This is a genomic window from Nitrospiria bacterium (assembly GCA_036397255.1).
Lineage (GTDB): Bacteria > Nitrospirota > Nitrospiria > DASWJH01 > DASWJH01 > DASWJH01.
In genome coordinates this window covers 1-21,137 of the sequence record DASWJH010000052.1, presented here as the reverse complement: position 1 = coordinate 21,137, position 21,137 = coordinate 1, and the positions used below count along the sequence as shown (strand labels likewise).

At 43.3% G+C, this 21,137-nt stretch carries 21 protein-coding genes; 6 read left to right on the top strand and 15 right to left on the bottom strand.

Annotated elements, in window-relative coordinates; all coding sequences use genetic code 11:
• The 4 genes from VGB26_06925 to VGB26_06910 form a co-directional block, all read left to right on the top strand.
• Positions 1 to 317, top strand: a 317-nt coding sequence (locus VGB26_06925) for a hypothetical protein (GenBank protein HEX9757520.1), incomplete at its 5' end; no start/stop codon positions are given.
• 370 nt (positions 318 to 687) lie between these two features.
• Complete coding sequence (locus VGB26_06920; GenBank protein ID HEX9757519.1) at positions 688 to 2,799, top strand: thioredoxin domain-containing protein; 2,112 nt, start codon at positions 688 to 690, stop codon at positions 2,797 to 2,799.
• A 185-nt stretch (positions 2,800 to 2,984) separates the two neighbouring features.
• The gene (locus VGB26_06915) at positions 2,985 to 3,206 is read left to right on the top strand and encodes a CPXCG motif-containing cysteine-rich protein (protein HEX9757518.1); all 222 of its coding nucleotides are present in this window, start codon (positions 2,985 to 2,987) and stop codon (positions 3,204 to 3,206) included.
• Between the two features lie 114 nt (positions 3,207 to 3,320).
• Positions 3,321 to 3,497: a hypothetical protein gene (locus VGB26_06910; GenBank protein HEX9757517.1), complete on the top strand. Its 177-nt coding sequence runs from the start codon at positions 3,321 to 3,323 to the stop codon at positions 3,495 to 3,497.
• 264 nt (positions 3,498 to 3,761) lie between these two features.
• Here the strand turns inward: VGB26_06910 and VGB26_06905 are convergent, their stop codons facing one another.
• The 5 genes from VGB26_06905 to thyX all read right to left on the bottom strand — a co-directional run bounded on the left by VGB26_06905 (position 3,762) and on the right by thyX (position 9,969).
• Positions 3,762 to 6,140: a hypothetical protein gene (locus tag VGB26_06905; protein HEX9757516.1), complete on the bottom strand. Its 2,379-nt coding sequence runs from the start codon at positions 6,138 to 6,140 to the stop codon at positions 3,762 to 3,764.
• Between the two features lie 76 nt (positions 6,141 to 6,216).
• A complete protein-coding gene (locus VGB26_06900; GenBank protein HEX9757515.1) occupies positions 6,217 to 7,287 on the bottom strand; it encodes an alpha/beta fold hydrolase in 1,071 nt (356 codons plus the stop codon).
• A 275-nt stretch (positions 7,288 to 7,562) separates the two neighbouring features.
• Entirely contained in the window at positions 7,563 to 8,153 is a 591-nt protein-coding gene (locus tag VGB26_06895) for a class I SAM-dependent methyltransferase (GenBank protein HEX9757514.1), read from the bottom strand.
• Positions 8,154 to 8,314: 161 nt separating this feature from the next.
• Positions 8,315 to 9,004, bottom strand: a complete 690-nt coding sequence (locus VGB26_06890) for a DUF429 domain-containing protein (protein HEX9757513.1) — start codon at positions 9,002 to 9,004, stop codon at positions 8,315 to 8,317.
• A gap of 35 nt (positions 9,005 to 9,039) precedes the next feature.
• Positions 9,040 to 9,969, bottom strand: a complete 930-nt coding sequence (thyX, locus tag VGB26_06885) for an FAD-dependent thymidylate synthase (GenBank protein ID HEX9757512.1) — start codon at positions 9,967 to 9,969, stop codon at positions 9,040 to 9,042.
• Between the two features lie 213 nt (positions 9,970 to 10,182).
• On the opposite strand from thyX, the gene VGB26_06880 reads away from it, so the two are divergent.
• Together VGB26_06880 and VGB26_06875 are read left to right on the top strand one after the other, a co-directional pair.
• Complete coding sequence (locus tag VGB26_06880; GenBank protein ID HEX9757511.1) at positions 10,183 to 11,325, top strand: HD domain-containing phosphohydrolase; 1,143 nt, start codon at positions 10,183 to 10,185, stop codon at positions 11,323 to 11,325.
• Between the two features lie 217 nt (positions 11,326 to 11,542).
• Positions 11,543 to 12,223 carry a serine protease gene (locus VGB26_06875; protein HEX9757510.1) on the top strand — a complete coding sequence of 227 codons (681 nt, stop codon included), beginning with the start codon at positions 11,543 to 11,545 and terminating at the stop codon, positions 12,221 to 12,223.
• A 192-nt stretch (positions 12,224 to 12,415) separates the two neighbouring features.
• Here the strand turns inward: VGB26_06875 and VGB26_06870 are convergent, their stop codons facing one another.
• The 10 genes from VGB26_06870 to VGB26_06825 form a co-directional block, all read right to left on the bottom strand.
• Positions 12,416 to 12,739 (bottom strand): tetratricopeptide repeat protein, encoded by a 324-nt coding sequence (locus VGB26_06870; protein HEX9757509.1) that lies wholly within the window; start codon positions 12,737 to 12,739, stop codon positions 12,416 to 12,418.
• Between the two features lie 135 nt (positions 12,740 to 12,874).
• Positions 12,875 to 13,591: a DUF169 domain-containing protein gene (locus VGB26_06865; GenBank protein HEX9757508.1), complete on the bottom strand. Its 717-nt coding sequence runs from the start codon at positions 13,589 to 13,591 to the stop codon at positions 12,875 to 12,877.
• 108 nt (positions 13,592 to 13,699) lie between these two features.
• Complete coding sequence (locus VGB26_06860) at positions 13,700 to 14,023, bottom strand: thioredoxin domain-containing protein (protein HEX9757507.1); 324 nt, start codon at positions 14,021 to 14,023, stop codon at positions 13,700 to 13,702.
• A 68-nt stretch (positions 14,024 to 14,091) separates the two neighbouring features.
• Positions 14,092 to 14,370 (bottom strand): hypothetical protein, encoded by a 279-nt coding sequence (locus tag VGB26_06855; protein ID HEX9757506.1) that lies wholly within the window; start codon positions 14,368 to 14,370, stop codon positions 14,092 to 14,094.
• A gap of 227 nt (positions 14,371 to 14,597) precedes the next feature.
• Positions 14,598 to 15,161 carry a hemerythrin domain-containing protein gene (locus VGB26_06850; GenBank protein HEX9757505.1) on the bottom strand — a complete coding sequence of 188 codons (564 nt, stop codon included), beginning with the start codon at positions 15,159 to 15,161 and terminating at the stop codon, positions 14,598 to 14,600.
• A gap of 152 nt (positions 15,162 to 15,313) precedes the next feature.
• Positions 15,314 to 16,309, bottom strand: a complete 996-nt coding sequence (locus VGB26_06845) for a sugar phosphate nucleotidyltransferase (GenBank protein HEX9757504.1) — start codon at positions 16,307 to 16,309, stop codon at positions 15,314 to 15,316.
• 344 nt (positions 16,310 to 16,653) lie between these two features.
• A complete protein-coding gene (locus tag VGB26_06840; protein HEX9757503.1) occupies positions 16,654 to 17,295 on the bottom strand; it encodes a response regulator transcription factor in 642 nt (213 codons plus the stop codon).
• Positions 17,292 to 19,745, bottom strand: coding sequence for a PAS domain S-box protein (locus VGB26_06835; protein ID HEX9757502.1), 2,454 nt, complete (start codon positions 19,743 to 19,745; stop codon positions 17,292 to 17,294). The genes VGB26_06840 and VGB26_06835 overlap by 4 nt, the downstream gene beginning before the upstream one ends.
• 19 nt (positions 19,746 to 19,764) lie before the next feature.
• Positions 19,765 to 20,511 carry a 2,3-diphosphoglycerate-dependent phosphoglycerate mutase gene (gene gpmA / locus VGB26_06830; GenBank protein ID HEX9757501.1) on the bottom strand — a complete coding sequence of 249 codons (747 nt, stop codon included), beginning with the start codon at positions 20,509 to 20,511 and terminating at the stop codon, positions 19,765 to 19,767.
• 49 nt (positions 20,512 to 20,560) lie between these two features.
• Positions 20,561 to 20,950, bottom strand: a complete 390-nt coding sequence (locus VGB26_06825; protein ID HEX9757500.1) for a CBS domain-containing protein — start codon at positions 20,948 to 20,950, stop codon at positions 20,561 to 20,563.
• Positions 20,951 to 21,137 lie beyond the last annotated feature (187 nt).

Genomic DNA, 21,137 nt, shown 5'->3' with positions numbered 1-21,137 from the left:
ACAGGACCGTGCGTAATGATTCTACCATCGCCTACAAGGGCAAGCTTTATCAAATCCAACAGACCACAGGGAGAAAAAAGCTGATCGTACAAGACAGACTCGATGGATCCATGTGGATCATGGATGGGGACAAAAGCCTTGTCTATCAGGAAATCACCTGCAGGCCTATCAAGGCCCGTGAAACAGCTGCAAAAGCATTTACCCTTAAAAAGGCCTATAAACCTTCTATGTCTCATCCTTGGAAGAGGATGGGGTATTTTCAAAAGGAAAAAACAGAACAAACAAAACGGCTTTACGCGACGGACTCAACAGCATGAAGAAGACAGCGGGAGCAACAATGTCCTCAAGGAGCACTCCCAGGGGGGATACCAAGTATGGATGCTCGTGACATCGTCGATTGTAGGGCAATTGTGAAAGACCCTTTTAATAGAAAACCCCAACAACAGCTCCCTTTTTATATGCAGGGGTTTGATCCTCAAAAAAATGACTCACTTGTTTTTCACATCTTGTCTCAATTAGAAAAAAAATGACATTTCGTTTACCTAAAAACCGGACATTTCTACTTTGGAAAGAATAGGACATTTCTATTTTGGTTTGACAAAAATTTTTCCATGCCTTGACCAGGAACTGGAAATAAGCGTATCTTTGATCCAAATCAAATTTTAGAAAGGTTACCCAATGTCTCAAATGTCCAACCCAAAACACACCAATCGGCTCATTGAAGAAACCAGCCCTTACCTTCTCCAACATGCCCATAATCCGGTTGACTGGTATCCCTGGGGGAAACAGGCTCTTCAAAAATCAAAGGAAGAGGATAAGCCTATTCTTCTGAGTATCGGGTATTCCTCCTGTCATTGGTGCCATGTCATGGAACGGGAATCTTTTGAAAACGAAGAGGTCGCAAAAATCATGAATGACCACTTTATTTGCATTAAGGTAGACCGGGAGGAAAGGCCCGACCTAGATGAGATCTATATGGCCGCCACTGTGGCCATGAACAACGGACAAGGGGGCTGGCCCATGACGGTCTTTTTAACCCCCAAACAAGAACCTTTTTTTACAGGCACCTATTTTCCTCCGGAGAACCGTTATGGCCGCCCTGGATTTAGTACCGTCCTTCAAAAAATTGCGGAACTTTGGAAAAATGATCGTGATGGTTTAGTCCAACAGGGACAATCCTTAACGGAACACCTTCGCCAATTATCGATTTCCGCCCCCTTTCAAAGCGTAGGGACCAAAGAAATCGACCAGGCAGCCAATCAACTTTCAAGAGAATTTGACCCTACCCATGGAGGGTTCGGAAACGCCCCTAAATTTCCCCCTTCTACAGCCCTGTCACTTTTACTGAGGGTCTATCGAAGAACCCAGGATGCTTTTACCCTCAAGATGGTTAAGACCACATTGGATGCCATGGCCAAGGGTGGAATGTACGATCAAATTGGTGGGGGCTTTGCGAGATATTCAACCGATGACCGATGGCTCGTCCCCCACTTTGAGAAAATGCTTTATGATAACGCTTTACTGGCAAAAATCTATTTGGAAGGTTTTCAAGTTACCCAGGATCCTTTATATCAAAAAATTGCCAGGGAGACACTGGATTATATTATTCGAGAAATGACTTCCCCAGAGGGCGGATTTTATTCCTCCACCGATGCGGACTCCGAAGGTGAAGAAGGAAAGTTTTTTGTTTGGAGCCCCTCGGAAATCAAGCAAATCCTGGAAGAAAAGGATGCCCTTTATTTTTGTGCCTTTTATGACATCACCGAACCGGGAAATTGGGAGGGGAAAAACATTCCGAACACCCCAAGATCCATTGAACAGGTGGCTTCCCAGGTAGGAACCACTCCGGAAAAGTTAAGAACCTCACTGGACTCGTCCCGGGAAAAGGTCTACCAAGCACGTCTCAAGCGGATTCCCCCCGGGTTAGACGATAAAATTCTCACCTCTTGGAACGGTTTAATGATTGGAGCAATGGCAGAGGGGGCCCGGATTCTGGGTGATCAAAAATATTTAAAAGCAGCGGAAGGGGCCGCCAATTTTATTTTGAAAAATCTAAAAACCCCGGAAAACCGTCTTCTTCGAACCTTCCGTTCAGGCAAAGCCCATCTCAATGGGTGCCTGGATGATTATGCATATTTTTGTGAGGGACTCATTGACCTTTACGAGGCAGGGGGGAATGTGGCCTGCCTAAAGGAAGCAACGGGACTTGCTGAACGGATGATGACAGATTTCTCCGCAGGAGATGAAGGGGGATTATATAATACCTCCAGTAATCACGAACAACTCATCATTCGCCACAGAGAAGGCTATGATGGGGCAACCCCCAACTCCAATGCCACCGCGGCACTCTCCATTGCCAGGCTTTCCTTCCATTTGAATCGGGAAGATATGAGGAAAATGGCCATTTCCTCGGTCACCGCCTATGGAAAAACCATTGAACGCATCGCCCGGGCCTTTTGTAAATCCCTTGGGGTTGTTGATTTGCTCTTGGAAGGGCCTGTTGAAATCGCTTTGGCAGGTGACCCAAAAGATGAAAAAACCCAAACCCTAAAAAAGGAAGTCAATCGAATCTATTTACCCAATCGAATTTTGGCTCACACCCACCCTAATGAAAAATCCAAAAAAAATGATTCACAACTTCCCCTCCTAGAAGGGAAGGGGCTTGTTGAGGGCAAACCCGCTCTCTACATTTGTTATGACTTCACCTGCCAAACTCCCATTACGGACCCTGAAAAGGTAAAACTCCACCTTGATGCTCAGACAAAGACCTTGATTGAAAAAAGACAAACAACCCTTTAACCCATATACCCGTAATTAGTTGCAAATTTTAGCGCAAATAAATTGTCATACACGAGAAGCTTGTTCCCTACCCTTAAAGCGGGGCGCAGGTATCCAGTAAAATCAATGGATTCCCACTTAAGAACTGGGGGAATGACGCTACGTTTAATTTTCTCAAGCAAATAATAGATGGAAACAAAAAGAGAATGGACGATGATTTCTTAGATGAATCAGATCATAGTTTAGAAACCGGAAACTCCTACTTCTGTGCATATTGCGGGGAACCCAATGAAGTCATCATTGATGATCCCACTGCGCATCATTATAAAGTCGTAGAAGATTGCTCGGTTTGCTGCCGACCGAACGTGGTTCATTTTCAACAAGAAAACGGCAATTGGGACACCTGGGCCACTCCCGAGAATGAATAAATCCACCCTTTTTTTATAGAAAAAAGTTGACCAGGCCAACAAAAATAAAGTATCATTGGGAGTTTATTTTTCAATTCTTAGTCTAGGGCAGACTAAAAAAGAAAGGATGTTGAAATGCCGGTGTTAATTAGAAAGTACAAACTCCCCTCGGGGCAATCAAAGGAAGATCGGATTATTGAAGCAGATCGGATTGAGCGCTATTTAGGAATGTTCGGCCGAGATACGGCCAAGCAGCTTAACGATGGGCAAAAAGTTACAATTGATAAAGATGAGTGGCAGCTCCTTCCTTAAACCCTCCTCGCAACCAACACTTCCGAACTGATTCCAAAAGAGGAAATGATCCCATGGTGGTGAACCTGCCCCTCCTGGGGTGAAAGGTATTCCTTTATCCGAATGGGCCTGCGATAACTTCGAATATTCGGTTAACTCCTCATCCAAGGCCGGATTTTCATAAAAACCTTGGGCATCTTGCTTGGCTCCGAATCGTTCATAAAAAGTTTTCGCTTCTTCGTATGTGAGGAAAGGGCTCGGATGCCTTGAAAATTTGGTGATTTACTATACCTTTGGTTTAAACGGAATATATTTTTCTAACCAAAATAAACCCATTAAAACAATCCAAAAAACCAATGCATTGAGAGTAATAAAGAAAGAGGAATCCACCTGGGTGGGGTTAAAAGCCCACACTGACCTATCCGGGACAATGTCCGTTACATGCCATTGCCCTTTTAAAGCCGAACGGACATATCCCCCCAATCCCATGATCCAACTGATTACCAAAGCAAGAAAAATCAACGTGATATTCCCTCTTGAAGGAATCATTCCCCACTGTTTCTGTTTGGAAACAGGACTCAACTTGGAGACAGAAACTTTTGTGATCCCAATACCGATCAGCATGACGGAAATGGTTCCTACAGTCATGGGAAAAGTCAACCAAGCCCTGACATCCGGGGAGGCCCCAAACCCATAGGCACCTAAAAATATCATAAAGAAGACCGCTGAAAGAAAAAGACCACCTAGGATCCAGTCATTTTTTAAAAAACCCAATATAGGAGATTGGAAACGGCTCCGCCAATAAAACAGGAGGGACCACCCCGCCGCCAACAGCATAGTATGGACCGCAGCCTGTTTTACAGACTCAACGCCATAACCATAGATCAAGGGATGAACCCGGCCCTCCAGTGCTCTAAATTCTTCCATTGTAAGGGCAAGGTTAGACGGGGTGATATAAACCAATAGACAAACCGCCAGAATAAAAAAGGCTGGTTTTTCGTATTTCTTATACTCTCCCTCAAGGTGGGTACAGTTAATTCTTTGCCATGTGTAGTAAATGATACCTAAAAATACCAACCCTAACAAAGAAACCAAGGTCAGCATGGCCCAGGATAATTCTCCCAAAAACAATGTAATCCCCATTTGGCGTTGGTAACCAATGATATCGTTACTTAACCAATGTCCAATATATGGAATGGAGAAAAGCCCCACGATAAAAGCCAAAAATGAAATATACCCCATCCAATCATAATATCCTTTGTCTTCTGAAGTCTTCGAAGTAATACTTTTAAAACCCGCATAAGCCGCTATTACGATTGCGGCAAAAATGACATTTGCACTTAACCGGAGAAAAAACAAGGGCATCCAAAGGGGGTTTTTGAGGGCATCCCCTTCGTTTCCCAGAAAATACCCCGCTTCATCCACCCCGGAGGGTGACAACATAAATGTGCTCCAGGAATTGGCAATATATATAATGGCTAATGCAAGACCATTTGCTAAAATACCTATACTGATATGCACAAATTTTAAAGGCCCATGGTTCATTTTCCCCCAAGAAAAATAATAAATAAACCACACTAAAAATAACCAAAGCAAATTGGCATAAACCTTCATAGAGGGTTGGAAAATTTCACTAAAATACACAAAGAAATCCCTGTAGAGAGAAAACAGACCAAAAACAATTAACCCGCCTAAGATTGCTGCAACACCTACTCCGGCGGTAACCAACCCCAGCATTTTTATGGCAAGACCATTGTAGCGACGGGCGGTCTCCGGGTCCTTAGATAGAATCCCCCCTACCTCAAAGAACAAAACTAAAATTAAGATTCCCGAAATTAAGGCTCCGAAATAAAGATGCTGTTGAGCGAAAAACCAGATAACGTTTCGGCTATTTTCGAAGGGAAAAGGAAGATTCCAACGAGGATAATCTTCGCTATTCAAAATTGGCGCCGATGCCCCTGAAACCACCCCTTCGGTCCCATAGAAAACATCCCTAGATGTATCCCCTATATCTTTTTTTATTTTGGGAGCTTCTAACTGGGCTTCTCCAACTCCAACTCCCCCCCCGATAAATTTTTCATAAGCCATTCGAAGTAGTTCCGTTGGAGGGGCGGGCAACCCTTCCCTATTGTACAGCCAAACATCAATGGCAATCATTTCATTAATGGTCAAATTAATGGGGGGTTTATGAAAGGGGGGTTCCAAACTTCCTTTTTTTCCGCTCATCTCAATTTCAAATCCCGGGACCACATAGCATGAAGGGCATATCTTTGATTCTGCCAGATATTCCATTGCCGAATTGGCTCTACCGCTTCCCGGGAAGGATTCGGTTTGAACCGTATTTTGGGTGAGAAACCCAGGTTCTTTAATTCGTTCCGCCCCCCTTTTAATAATGCCAAAAAGGTTGGGAGCTCGCTCAACCAGACGTTTTTCATCCTTTTTGAAAGCATGGCAGGCGGGACACATCCCTTTTCCTATTTCACCTTTTTTAAATCCCCCCACCTTTCCAAAAATGATCTTTTCGCCTAAATCAATCAACTCCTTGGGCCCCATTTGATTGATTGGAAGGGATTCATTACCATAGTCCTGGGCACGAAGATGGTAAGGCCATCCCAAAAACATCGAAATGGCTATAAAATAAATACACAGAAATTTTCTAGTCATAAAAAGATCCAAAGTTAAAATGGAAATAAAATTTAATAATGCACCCGGTTTCTAATTCAACGTTAAAAGAACTTTTCTACACAAAATCGGAAATGAATGAAAAAGTTTTGGACTCAGACCAATAGGACACCCCCCAGGGAGACCTCCCCTCGACAAATCCCACATGTCCTCCTTTTGAAGGAAAGCATCCGGTCAACCATTTTGATTGTTCAATAACTTTCCTAGGAAGATAGGATGTAGGCAAAAATGGGTCATCTTGAGCGCTAATCAATAAAGTCGGGACCTGAACCTCTCCTAAAAATCCCATTGAACTGCTGCTGACCCAATAATCTTTCCCATCCTTAAAACCATGAATGGGTGCGGTTACCTCATTATCAAATTGAGCAAAAGAGAAAATTTTTGAAACCTGTTTGGGATCAACCAAACCGGGATACTTCCTCTCTTTGGCCAGTGTTTTTTCTCTCAGCGTTTTAAGGAAAACACTTCCATAAATCCGATTAAACCCTTGATCAATCCGTCTAGCCGCGACAGCAAGGTCAAAAGGGACAGAAATCGCTGTCGCACCTTGAACTTGAGGCGGAACCTTTTTCCCCTCTTCCCCTAGCCATTTTATTAGAACATTCCCCCCTAAGGAAAAACCGATCAAAAAAAAAGGACTGTTTGGAAACCGCTTAATGAGCTGGCCCACAACCCATTTTAAATCCGTCGTCTCCCCCGAATGATAAAACCGTTTTTGACGGTTGATCTCTCCGCTGCACGATCTAAAATTAAGGGCCACCCCTCTCCAACCCAATTGGGTCACCCATTTGAGCATTCCTAACACATATTTTGCCCGTGAAGATCCCTCCAACCCATGGAGAAGAAGTATGGTGGGTGTTTTTATATTCTCTGTTTTTGGGTGGTTTGTTTCTGTAAAATCTAGGTCTAAAAAATCATCATCAGGGGTTTTCCATCTTTCCCTTTGAATGTTCACTGTGGGTGTTTTTCCGAAAACTCTCCGCCAAATCGTTTGAGAATGCCGGCCGTGGCACCACCACGCAGAAGAAAACTCTGTTAACTCCTTTGAATCTTCCAATGAAAGAGCCTTCAACCATAAAAATTTTTTGGTAAGGGTTTTCAATTCATGGAAAGAAAAACAATTATCCATTTATTTCACACCCGCACCGATAACCAATTCGCAAGGGCCCTTAAACCCAGGGCTCTCCCAAAATTTTCCCAATTCCCGTTCAATTTCTTTCCAGGTTTCCTCTCGCTCTATTTCGTTTAGGTCTGCCATCATTTGATGCAAGGCACCGAAAGAATCTTTTTCAAAAGCAACACACTCTGAGGGAGAAGATAATTTTAAAGGCGCAAGAAGGTTCCTTGTTTCAACCTCTCGAAAACCCGATTTTTCAAAGGCACTTTTAAGGGACCCCCGCCCGCCTAAGCTGAAGGGACCGGGCTGCCCGGGAAGGGGGGAGGAAGTTGGGCGCGCCTCCGAATAATCGAAATAGGTAGGGGGAAAAAATTATTATTCTCCGGTGTTGAATAAACAATGGCCGCCACTCTCCCGCCAGGCTTTAATACCCGCCGTATATCGGTTAAGGCCTTTTGTTGATCAGGAAAATAAATTAAACCCACTCTGGAAATAACCGCATCAAAGGAACTCTCCGGAAGCGCGCTTAGATCTTCCCCCTCCATCACTTGGGTTTTAACATTCGAAATTCCCTCCTCTCTGGCAACTGATGCTGCAAATTGGAGGATATTAGATGAAATATCGGTGGCAAGAATTGAACCCCTGGATTCAACCCGGCGCGCAGCGGTTAAGGTTTGCTCTCCCGCCCCAGCGGCAATATCAAGCACCTGACTTCCTTCCTTTACTCCTGCCATGTCCAACATCAGCTCAGTTGCTTGTCCCAACCCCTTATTTAAAACAGGGCCCCATCGGTGCCAGGCTTCTGCCGCTGTTTGCCATTGCTCTCTTGTTGTTTCTTTATATTTCACAGGATCAAATTTCGGTGTTTGTTGTTTCATTAATAATACCTCTCATTTAGGTTTTTAATTAGAAACAACTGTGACTTTCCCAAAGGTTAAATAAAGAAACTTAACAAGCATGATGGGGTTAATGCAAGTCCTTTTGGGAAGGGTTCCCATAAAAAGGAATTAGAAAAACGACTCTACTTGGTCTCACAGTTTCAATACCAGATTTCCATCCGAAGGCCTTTTGAATCATTAGGGGGTTTTTGGGGAAACCGTTTCGCTTGCCCCTCCATGATCCGAAATGCGGTTACGGCCAAGGCATGGGCATCGATTATATCATCAAAGAAATAATTGGGGTCTTTTGTTGCTATTAAACCCCTCTCTAGATCTGGAAAGAACGGGAATAAAACCCTTATCCGATCTTTTCGCCCGTGAATGGTTTTCTTGTTGTGCTTCATCGGCCCCCCTTGTAACCCTTTAAAAACCGCCTCCGGGTGGGCTTCAAAAATTTCTTCTTGTAAAACGGGAGTCATTAATTGATCCACTTCACGAACCTTTGGAATGATATGAAACGCCTGGATGGTCATTCCCAAGCCCCGTACCTGAGAAAACTTCTTTGCGGAAAGGATTTTTCGAATGGGAGGGGAGAAAATGCTGCTGGCCCGAGGTCGCCCTAGAAAAAGCCTGGCTAAACGATCACATTCCCGTCCGCCTGAAACCGGCTGATCCAAAAGTCCGATGGGAATATCAACCGCAATGGCCCTTGGCGAGGGTTTGATTTGAAGAACTTCTTGAAATGATGAGCAAACCGTCCAATGGGTTTTTTGAACCTTTTTCCCGTTAAAGTTAACCAAAACAACGAACCAACCCCCACGACAACCATCTACTCCCGCGACCCAAGGCACGACAAATCCTTACACCTTCTTTTTGAAAATAAAAATTAAACCAGTTCTTTCCAGGGAGCCTCTATATCCAGGAATTGAAGCTTGTTCTCAAATTCTTCACGTTCTCTGTTGCGCTTTAAATTTCCTTCCCCAGAAAGCCACCCGTATTTAATAGCGAGTTCAACGGCTTCTTTTTTCTTTCCACCAGAAATGACCTTCATCAAATCCAATTCTAACCGGGAAAAGGCCATGGATTGAAACCGGTAATCTAAAAAGGCCTCCCACACAAAAGGACACCATTTACTAAGAACCTCATATCCAATGGTATTCGCATAACTTCGGATTTCATACTGAGCGTGATCATCCATTCGAAGGGCCAGAAAATGGATCAGGTTGTGAAGATCAATTTTCCAATAGGATTCGGTATAGGTAGATAAAAGAAGGTCCTTTCGTGCCTGCTCTCTGGCAATGCCTGCTTCCAAGCGTTCTTGATAAACTTTCCAAGAGGTTTGATATAACTCCTCTTCACGTTGGGTGAACTTCCTGCCCATCTCTTCATTGATAAAACCTTCGCTACCCTGCTTATTCCCCGAAGCTTGAAGCCGCCATTCGTTAGCTGGTGTTTTTTGGGCCGTATCAATTGCAATGGAATACCGGGTTGAATACTCATTTACATTAGCCGTTCGATGCCGTATCCATTGCCTCCAGCAGTCCATTGGAACTCTCACATGAAATTTAATTTCGCACATCTCAAAAGGGGTTGTATGGTGATGGCGCATTAAGTATCGAATCAGGCCCCGGTCCTCGCTTACTTTTTTGGTTCCTTTTCCATAGGAAACCCTTGCCGCTTGAACAATGGATTCATCCGAACCCATATAATCCACCACACGAATAAATCCATCATCCAACACCTTAAAGGGGACCCCTAAAATCTCATTCAAAGCTTCCGATCGTGGCCTTTGGAGTTTTTCCGCTTCTTCCGACATATCTGCCCTCTATTAAAATTAAAACTCCAGGGATTAATAGGTTATCATCATTGCAAAAACACGTTTTAATTTCAAGTAAAAGGTTAGAAACAAAACACAAAAATAATTTTGCATAGTCAACGGTTTTTTAAAGGGTGAGAGGCCTCCCAAAAACCTACCGTTGACATAGGGAAAAGAGGAAGATTATCATGTGAGTGTGAAAAGGGAACTACTATGATTGTTCAACACACCAACATTTTGAAAGACCTGAATAAAAACGCCACCTTAACAGAAAAAGTCTGTTTTATTCACGGGATTTTAAAAAAGCGGTTTGGGCTGATTGACCGGATAGCTGTGGTAATTTATGACCCCAAAACCGATATGCTGAAAACTTTTATTCACAGTGGCGGAGAAGATCCCCTCCTTCACTACCAAGCGCAACTTAAGGATGTGGCATCCTTACAAGAAATCGTAAAAACCCGAAACCCCCGAATCATAAGTGACTTGAGTATATTCTCGGAAGGGAAACAGGGGCATACCCGAAAAATCCTTGAAAAGGGTTTTCAGTCCAGTTACACACTGCCGATGTTTTTGAATGGTGAATTTTTTGGTTTTACATTTTTTGATTCTTTTCAAAAAAACGCATTTCTACCCGAAATTCTTGATGAGTTCGACCTTTTTGCCCATCTTATTTCCCTCACCATCATTAATGAACTTACCACCATACGAACCATGCTGGCCACGGTGAAGGCCGGCCGTGACATGACCTCCTACCGGGATCAGGAATTGGGAGCACACCTGGACCGAATCGCACACTATTCAAGGCTGATCGCAAGAGAGTTGGCAGAAAAGTACAAATTTGATGATGAATTTATCGAACACCTGTTTTTATTTGCCCCTCTTCACGATATCGGTAAAATCGGAATACCCGATTCGATTCTCCAAAAGGAAGAAAAACTCAATGCGGAAGAATTCGAAGTTATGAAAACTCACACCGAGAGAGGAAAAGACATCATTGACACTATGTTAAAGGATTTCGGCCTGGATACCTTTAAGCATATCGATATCCTACGCAATATCGCAGAGTATCATCATGAAGCCTTCAATGGGGCCGGCTACCCCCACGGGATTAAAGGAAGAGAGATCCCTGTCGAAGCACGCATCATTGCGGTGGCAGATATTTTCGACGCATTAACCAGTCGGCGGTCTTATAAAGAAGCCTGGTCTAATGAAGAAGCGTTTACCATGCTTCAGGAACTGGCAGGATTGCAACTGGATAAAAACTGCGTGGAAGCCTTAATCAAAAACGTGGATGAAATAGAAAAAATCCAAAAACTCTTCAAAGATAGGCAAAACGGCTCGAATATCGAATCTTAACCACCAAAAAAACCACCTGAATTTACGCAAAATATTTTTAGCAACCCATTCCAATTTATAAATTCGGTTTTATTGAGTTCTTGCTGGAAGTGTCATTGACTTATAATACTTGGAAATGTAGATTACAATCAGAAATTACCCTTTTGGGAATGCTAAATAGCCGTATGAGGAAATATCAACAAAATATTTGACCCATTCTCCCCTTCTTGAATCAGTAATGAAACCACTTCTTGCTGTTCAACCGGCATACAGACATGATAACCAAGAAGCAAGCCCTAAGTTTGCTGGATCCTGTTTTAGATTATGGGTTAAAAATCATTTTCTTACTGCTGCACATTGTCTTGAAGGGATAGAATCTACCGATATAAGCGTTTTCGACTATGTACAGGAAAAATACTTGAAGTGTCACAAAATATATACACATCCGCATGCTGATCTGGCGATAATTGAAGTTGAAGGGAGAGGTGCCGACCAACTGGAAAATTTCAGGCTTACCGATGTAGATTTTTCTTTTGGAGAGAATGTTCATTGCTTTGGTTGGTTAACTGAGGAGGACAATTTAAAGCTTCCAGCACGCGTCATTGGAGGAATTATTCAGCGTCCCTTCATTCACAGAGAAGGTAAATATGAAACACCAGCTCTCGAATATTCGTCACCCATTCCAAAAGGAATGAGTGGCGGCCCTGCTTTCAGCGCCCGTTACAATGACATTGCTATCGGGGTGGCCATTGGAACTATAAAAAGCTCTGTGGTGGTTTCTGAATATACTGATTATGAAGATGAAAAAAAGAAGGAGAGCGAAAAAATATCTGAAATTGTTCGGTATGGGGTCATCTTAAGACTCTTTGAGCTTCGTGAATGGATTACGGAAACCCTGCCTAGGAGCAATCAGCAATAAGCAATATCGTAATGAGTCATTTCCACCGATTGCTTACGCGACGGTTGGATTACACGTTATATATTCTTTCTATCGGTAATTAACAATTCTCTAGATTATTTAAACCTGAACTTTAGTTAGGTGTTACCTTTAGGTTTTAGGGAGAAAATATTCGATTAGTTTTATTTTATATTTTTTTTATTGAACCTTTAATTAAGGATTTTTCGCACTGAGCTGGGCCGCGAGGGCCTGCTCTTTCTCGGCTTCGGGGATCATTCCTTTGCGTTGGTAAAACATGGAAAGGCTGGTATGGGCAAGGGGGTCATCGGGGTTACATTCAACGGCTTTTTTTGCGGCTTCGAGGGCGCCGTCTAAATTCCCCTGCCGCTCATAGATATGGGCCAAAGATTGGTGAATATCCCCAAAGTTAGGATCTATTTCTAAAGCTTTTTTAAATTCCGCAATGGCGCCTTCAAAATCACCTCCGTTGAATTTTCCCATTCCGTTTTTGTAAAAATCCATTTTGCTCGGTCCCATGTTTTATCCCTTTTTAATTAAAGTCTTAGATTTCTCGTTTCACTCGAAATGACATCCGCTTTGGAACACAACTCCACCCCCCACCTTCCCTCCCGCCATCAAGGGTTGAGGATTTTAGGAAGAGGAATTTTCAATTTAAGAAAAACGCCGGGCGTCCTGATTAGCGTAGGCGGTCACGGCCGAATTGGCTTTTCTCCTCGTTTTTAGTTTTTCGAGGATCTCTTCAATTTTCTTGGCCGGAAGGGTACAGGTCATCTCGCTGGGAGACATGCCGGTTCGTACACGGCTGAGCATACATCCTGTGCTAATTGCGACTTTTCCCTGCTCTTTGGACATGGGAATGATGTGGCACTGGGGCTTTCCGGCCACTTCAATATCATTAAACGCATCATGGATAGCCATGGCCTGCATGCCATTGATTCTCAATAAAATCACATCGGGGTCGACTGGGGTTTGTGGCAGGGGAGCATAAGTTATAAAATTAGGACGTTCCTGGATGACAGGAAGGGCCATTGCCTCTTCAGGGGTTACCCATTCGGATTCCACCAGTTTCTGAACATCCTCATTGGCCATTACTTCTTCTAAGGTTTTTAATCCGTGGGTCACGCTCCCCACACTGCAATTGTAATGGTCTTCCGGAACGGTGGTAAAAGCCTTTTCAGACCCATCCATCCAAAACACACAACCTGCGGGCACCCTTCCCGTCCGTCCATCTTGAGAAGCATCGGGCATGGATCCTTCATGAAAAGGAACCCCTTGGGGGGCATCATTAGAAAAAGAAATGGCCAAGGGAGTAATCTGTAAACCCAACGCTTCACGAAGTTGCTTATTCACATCGCTCCAATTTTTCATTACCCTGATCTCCTCTCACATTTAAATGATTGCCGGGAAGGATTGATTATATAGGTTGTATTCTCTCTAAATCAACCACCCTTTTTCCAATTTATTCCGCTCAGAAATTTAATTAAATCCAAGCTCCTCTTTTAAAAATTCTTTCTTCCCGATTCCCCCGATAAAGCGGACAAATTCTCCATTTTCAAATAACCCCAGTGTCGGCAGATGGAGGATCTCAAATTCTCCTCTCACCAAAGGGTTATCATCCACGTTGATTTTGACAATTTCTAATATATCCCCTATTTCATCCTTTAATAGAATCAATTCCTTTTCAAGTCCTTTACAAGAAGCACACCTGGGAGACCAAAAATCTACCAGAACTTTTCCCTTTGCTTTGATTACGTGCACCTCAAAGGAATCATCATCAATTTCAAAAAGGGTTTTCTCCAAAGGTTTTAACCCGTCGCCTTATAAATTTATTTCGGCTCATCGTGGAAGTGAGTGGGTAAATTTTGTCATTACCCGCCTGTCCGGCGGGCACTTGCAGGCAGGGGAAAGCGAAAATCCAGGCCCTTCCCGTCATTCCCGCGAAGCCTGTCCTCGAATGACTTTATCGGGGAGCGGGAATCCAGAAGATGTTGATTTTTTGAATCCTGGATTCCTGCCTGCCGGCAGGCGGGCCAGATAAAACCATTCGGGAATGACGAACTGGATTTTGCAGGAACCTCTAATACTTCAAAGGCTTCAACCACAGAATGACTTTGACTTGACCCTTGCCCTGTATAGACCTTAAACACTTTTTAACAATTTTTACCCACTCGATTACACGAAGACCCAAAATTAAGAGTGTGCTCAGTCTCATTCTATTTCTCCTTTTTAAAAAGTTTTTGGTAATTTTATCCCTTCTTAAGAAAACCTTTCCCTATGTTCTCACAACCCTTTTGCATTTCCATTCTTTCCCCTTTACCCCTCCCCCATACCCAAACTGGGTTGGCCTATTCCTCCTCCCTGGGCATCTCCATTTTTAACCGGCTTTTAAATACTGCTCGGATAATTGAGACAATCTCTTCTGGAACTCATCCAGTTTTTCCTTCCCGATCTTTTCAAAATCCTGAGACTCAAAACGCTTTAATAGTCCTTCTTGATCCTCTTCTGAAAGCAATTGGTCTGCTAATTTGTAGAACACCTTCTCTTCTTTTTCCAAATGGCGGTATAGAAAGTCCAAATAATTCAGGGTGTAACCTACCAGGCCGGATAATCCCGGATGTTTTTTTTCTTTATATTTAAAATGGTTTTCCTTCATTTTTTCGATATAAATTTTCAGGGTCGCATGATCCTGAATGATCGCACCAATGGTTTTTCCATCCTTAAAACCCCCGGCTTTTTCAATTGCAGGCAAAAGCCCCTTCTCCTCTTTTTCATGGTGTCCCTTGTATGAATAAATGTCTAAGAACTCAATAATGTGATCTATATCTTCAGATAGGACCTCTTCTCCTTGGTTTATTCTTTGACAAACCTTCTTTGCGATGTCGCCGATTAAACGAATGTTTTCGTGTTCTATTTTTAATTGGTCAACAAATACGCCCATCGATTGCCCTCCTTTTAATTTGATTATTCACTTCCCAAATAAATCCGGTTTTATCATTGAAAAAATTAAACGTCATCCCATCCTAAACCGGCTTAACTTTTTATATGATTCTAAAGAAACGAAATTGTCGTTATTTAAAACTGCTCCATTTTTTATAAATTTCCTTTGGGTCTGATGTATTTTTTTTCCATTTTTTTTTGTGAAAGGGTTCCGATCAAACGATTGGGAGAACCCCAATCACTCCAGTAAACCCCTTGAACGGATAGAACCAAAAGAGAAGAAGGATTTTTAAAAGGTAATTCTTCTAAAATTCCCCTTGAAAAATTAACGGGAACCATTTTTTGGTATTCCTCTTCAACAACTCTCCTCTCTTGGGTCGTTCCAATCCCTTTTCCCATCCTTTGGAAGGATTCAAAAAGTTGGGGAAATGCCCCTTTAACAATTTCTAAAAGCGTTTTGGCCTTGAAGGTCATGACCAAAGTGTTCCATAACCCTCCACTTCGGACCAGTTCCCGAGCGCGGGATAAATTCGGTTTTTCAACAAACCGCGAAACTTCCCGAATGGATGAGCCCCCAAAATATTTGTCGTTTCCCACGGGCAGAATATAGCCATATTCGGTTTCCGGGTCCCCGGGTTCTACCCCTAAGAGGACTATTTTTGAAAAATTCTGTTCAACCCATCGAAAAGCGACCTCTACATAACTCATAAAAAGGGCCTCCTCCAAAACAAACTGATCGGAAGGAAATACCGAAACCACGGCATCCGGATTCTCCTTATAAATATGCATCAGAGGCAAAAGGAGACCTGGGGCTGTATCCTTGTTTTCCGGTTGAAAAATCACGGTATCCTTGGGCCGCGGGGCTAGTTGATTCACCACTTCTTGGAACCCTAAATGATTTGGATTTACAATGGAAAAGAGGAATTCGGGGAAAATCAACTTTTCCACCCGATGAAAGGTATGCTCCAGCATGGACCGCTTCCCGATAAAGTTGACGTATTGTTTAGGAAGATGGTCTCCTCGTAAATGGTAAACAAGAGATTGAAGACGTTTTCCCTCCCCCCCAGCTAAAATGATTCCGTAATGGTTTACAGAAGAACCTATATTCTTTTGGCTTTTGAATTGAAAATTGACTTGCTTTGCCTGCATAAAAACACCTCCTTCATTTCAAACAGAAATCATATAAGGTTTCCTAGGGCTTGAGAATTTTCTTCAATTCCCTATAAATTTTTATGAATTTCGCTTGGAAACATTTGCCATCAACAATCCATATTGACAACTTTTTAAGATCTTTGATTCTGGGATTTGAAAACTTTAAAAAATTTGGGGTAAGAGCAAATTACCAGGGGTAAATTTTATAAACTACTCGTAAAAATACCAGTTTTTAAAATATAAATTACGAGTCACCTTGGAGAGAAAAACTTGATTAAAATCAATAAATTATTCAAGCAGTTTCAAAATATTTAAAGGGGATTAATGACCGGCGAGAATTTTCAGAGGGATGTGAGGCCGTGCCTGATCGCATATTGGATCAATTCAGCTTTATTATGGAGTTTGAGATCCTCCATGATCTGGTTCTTGTGAAATTCAACCGTTCTTGGGGAAATATTCAACAATGAGGCAATGGCTTTTGCAGTGTGACCTTCAACCAATAATTGCAATACCTCCCTTTGACGGGCTGTGAGCTGGGAGGCGTTTTTCCCTTTCTTATGTGTACCCTCCATAAACGAATTAAGTACTTCCTTGGCAATGAGCGGTGTGACATAGGTTCGCCCCTTTTGGGCCTCATGAATAGCGGTAATCAATTCCGACGGAGCGGAATGTTTCAAAACGTAACCGGAGGCCCCCACCTGAAAAGCCCTTGTTGCGTAGGTAACATCCGGGTGCATGGTTAGAAAAATGATTTTAATCTTTTTGTTCACTTTTTTGATTTGTTCGGTTGCGTCAATTCCATTCAGCAAAGGCATTGAGATGTCCACCACGACAATATCGGGGTTAAGGTGCTTCACTGCTGAAAGAAGGGCACGGCCATCCTCCACGGTTCCCACAAGTTCCATCTCCGGTTCCAAAAGGCCCCGTAACCCTTCAACTACAATTTTGTGATCATCGGCTAACAAAACCCGAAGACGGCTCATTTCCCCCCCACTTTGATTGGAGAACAAACCTCAATGACCGTCCCCTCTCCGGGTTTTGAACGGATGGATAAATCCCCTTGGATAAGCCTCACACGTTCTTTCATACTGGCCAGACCCAGCCCCCCTTTCCCTTGTTTGCTAGATAAATCAAAACCCACCCCAAAATCATGAATTTTTAGGATCACATTTCCATTTTGGCCCTTTAGATTCACTTTTGCCTTTTGGGCACCCGAATGCTTTACAATATTCCTCAAGCTTTCTTGGGTAATCCGGTAAAAACACAGTGAGACTTCCTTAGAAAGGGTTTTGGGAACCTGTTTGTGGGAAAACCTAACGGAAACACCTTCCCTTTCCGAGAAAGCCCTGCATTCCGATTCAACGGCATAAACCAATCCCAAGTCATCCAATATGGAAGGGTGTAGGCGCCGGGATATCCCATGAACATCAGAGGATAACCTGACCACCTGGTCTTTAATTTCTCCAAGCTTTTTAGAGACGGGGTCCCGTGATGAGCCAATCTGTTTTTCTAATTTTCCAATCTCAATTGCAAAAGCCGCAAGTCTTTGCGAAAAGTCATCGTGGAGTTCCCGGGCTAAACGGCGTAATTCCTCCTCACGAACCGAGATCAGTCTTCCTGTCAAAAACCGAAGTTCCGCCTCGCTTTTTCGAAGGGCTTTTTTTCTTTCCAGAAGTGCCACCTCAGCGAGCATTCGCTCGGTAATATTTTCATGCGACATCACCAATCGAATTCCATTGGAGCTTTCGAATCGGGTCAACCGGAGTTGAAACCAACGCTGCTCCTTCGGGCTGTGACACGGGTACTCCACGCGAAAATCGTTGCGTTGACCCGTTAAAATCTTCCGGATGGCTTTTGAAACCATTTTCGCCATTTCACTTTCAAATCCGGAAACCGATTCACACAGGGTGATATAATTTTGCCCTATCCCATAATTGGGCAATTTAAAATCATTGTTTTCTGCGAAGCGACGCCATGCGGCGTTTACCCCCAAGATGGTTCCCGTCTGATCCGCAATAGCGATATGGGCTGATAAAGAATCCAGTGTCAATTCTAAAATTTTTTCGGATTTGCGAAGGGCTTCTTCAATCCGCTTCCGCTCGGTAATATCCACACCGGAGCTTAAACTGGCATTTATCTCTCCTTTTTCATCCCGTAAAACCGTGTTATGCCACACAATCATTTTTTCCTGCCCATCTTTGGTTAAGACTGAATTTTCAAAATACTCAACCGGCTGAATATGGCCTGATATCAAAGAGGAAAAAGCCCCTTTTACCTTGTCACGGATTCTTTCCGGTAAAAAATTGTCAAACCAGTTTTTTCCCACAATGTCCGACTCAACGTACCCCAGAACCTCACATCCCTTCTTATTAATGGATTTGACCACTTGATTTTTACCGATTAAAACAAAAATGGCCCCCGCCACATCAAGATATTTCTGTGCTTTACTTCGCTCTTTCTGAATTTCCTTTTCAAACCCTTTGCGATCGGTGATATCCATACAGGACCCAATGTAACCGTTAAAATGACCATTGGGGAGATAGGAGGGAATCCCGTGGTCATAAATCCACCGATACTCACCATTTTTCGAACGGAGACGATATTCCATTTGAAAACTTTCCCGGGCATCAAATGCGGCAATGCAGGTGTTCAAGGCACGATTAAAATCATCGGGATGAACCCCCTCCGCCCACCCGTTTCCCAACTCTTGTTCCATTGAACGGCCGGTAAATTCCAACCAGACTTTATTAAAATAGGTGCAACGTTTGTCAGGGTCTGAAATCCAAATCATCACCGGAGCGGTATCTGCCATCAGTCGAAACCGTTCTTCACTCTCCCGAAGTGCAAGTTCTGCTTGTTGCCGGCGTTGATTCATTCGAAGCGATTCAACCATATTTCCGCAGGTTAGCAACAAGGGCTCTAGGTAGGAGGCCATGGCCAAGTCGTACCCCCTCTGACGATTCACCAAACCAATGATTCCAACCATCTCTTGTCCATGGTAGACCGGCAACCCCAATAAAGACATGAGTCTCATTTTGCCTTCGGGTTTCTTCCCACGGGTAGAATTTTTCACCGGTTTATTAAAAATGACGGGCTGACCTGACTTTAAAACAGCCCCAGTTAGGTTTTTTAATTGATTGACTTTCATCTCGGAGGGTCCGAGACCTCCATCAAAAGCGTGTTTTTTTTCATTCCATTTAATGCCCGCCAGCGCAACCATCTTAATAATGGAACGCCCTTGGGGTTGATTTAAAACCTCCCCGATAAAACCCTTTTCACCTTGGGTAAGGTTTAAAATGGATTCCAACAACTGTTCAAAAACCTCACGGGGATTTTTCTTTGACAAGATATGTGACTGCGTCTGATTGATGACGGTTAAAAGGTCAATGCTCTGTTGAAGGGAATTATAATTTTTTCTTGGGCGAGCTCTCATGGCCGGGGAATTTCCCCCATTATTTTGTATTCGTTTGATCCGCAACGGACTGGGCGGCCTTTCTCACCTGTTCCTGATCTCCCAGGTAGAAACTCCGAATAGGCGTTAAATCATCATTGAGCTCATACACTAAGGGAATTCCCGTGGGAATATTCAATTTGACAATCTCTTCATCGGAGATGTTATCCAAAATCTTCACCAAACCCCGAAGGCTGTTTCCATGGGCCACAATGAGAACCCGCTTCCCTTCACGGACCAAAGGGGCGATGGTTTCATTCCAATAGGGCAGAAAACGATGAATGGTATCCATTAAACATTCCGTTAAAGGGATCTCCTCTTTTTTCAACTCGGCATATCTTGGATCTTTACCGGGGAAATACTCACTGTCTGGGGTCAAACCCGGGGGAGGAATATTATAGCTTCGCCGCCACAATTGGACCTGCTCGGCCCCATGCTTTTTTACTGTTTCTGCTTTGTTGAGTCCCTGAAGTGCACCGTAATGCCGCTCATTCAGACGCCAGTTACGATAAACCGGAATCCACATCAGGTCCATTTTTTCCAAAACAATCCAAAGGGTTTTAATGGCCCTCTTGAGAACGGAGGTATAGGCCAGGTCAAACGTATAACCCTCCTTCTGCAATAATTGACCTGCCCGAAGGGCCTCTTTCTCCCCTTCTCCACTGAGACCGATGTCGAACCATCCCGTAAAACGATTCTCCTTATTCCACGTGCTTTGACCATGGCGGAGCAGAACAAGTTTTTTCATCCATTTCTCCAAAATTCAAAAAGGTAAAGGATTACCTTATAAAAGGTTTTTAAAAGGTTAAAAATTCAGGCTCCAGCATGGCCCTAATAATATCACTTCTTGAAACGATCCCCACTAATTTTCCATGCTGTGTCACCGGAACCCGGATGATATGATATTCCTGAAGCAGTTTTTTTGCCTCATCAATAGAGGCTTCTACATCAATGGCAATGGGCGTGACCGACATAATATCCTTCGCTTTAACGTCTTCTAACTGTTTCCCGGACAACTGGACTCTTAGAACATCTGCCTCGGTAACAATTCCTCGGACGGAGCCATCCCGTTCCACTACAGGCATTCCGCTTATACCGTTGTTGACCAATTTGAAGGCAATATCCCGAACCGACGCTTCAGGGGTAGTGGCAATTACTGGCCTTTGCATAATTTGAACCGCTTTCATTTAAAGCACTCCTTTTTTGGATTAAGGATTGGGTAAATTCCTTTTAGGGTCTTCGTGTAATCGAGTGGGTAAAAATTGTTAAAAAGTGTTTAAGGTCCATACAGGGCAAGGGTCAAGGCAAAGTCATTCTGTGGTTGAAGCCTTTGAAGTATTAGAGGTTCCTGCAAAATCCAGTTCGTCATTCCCG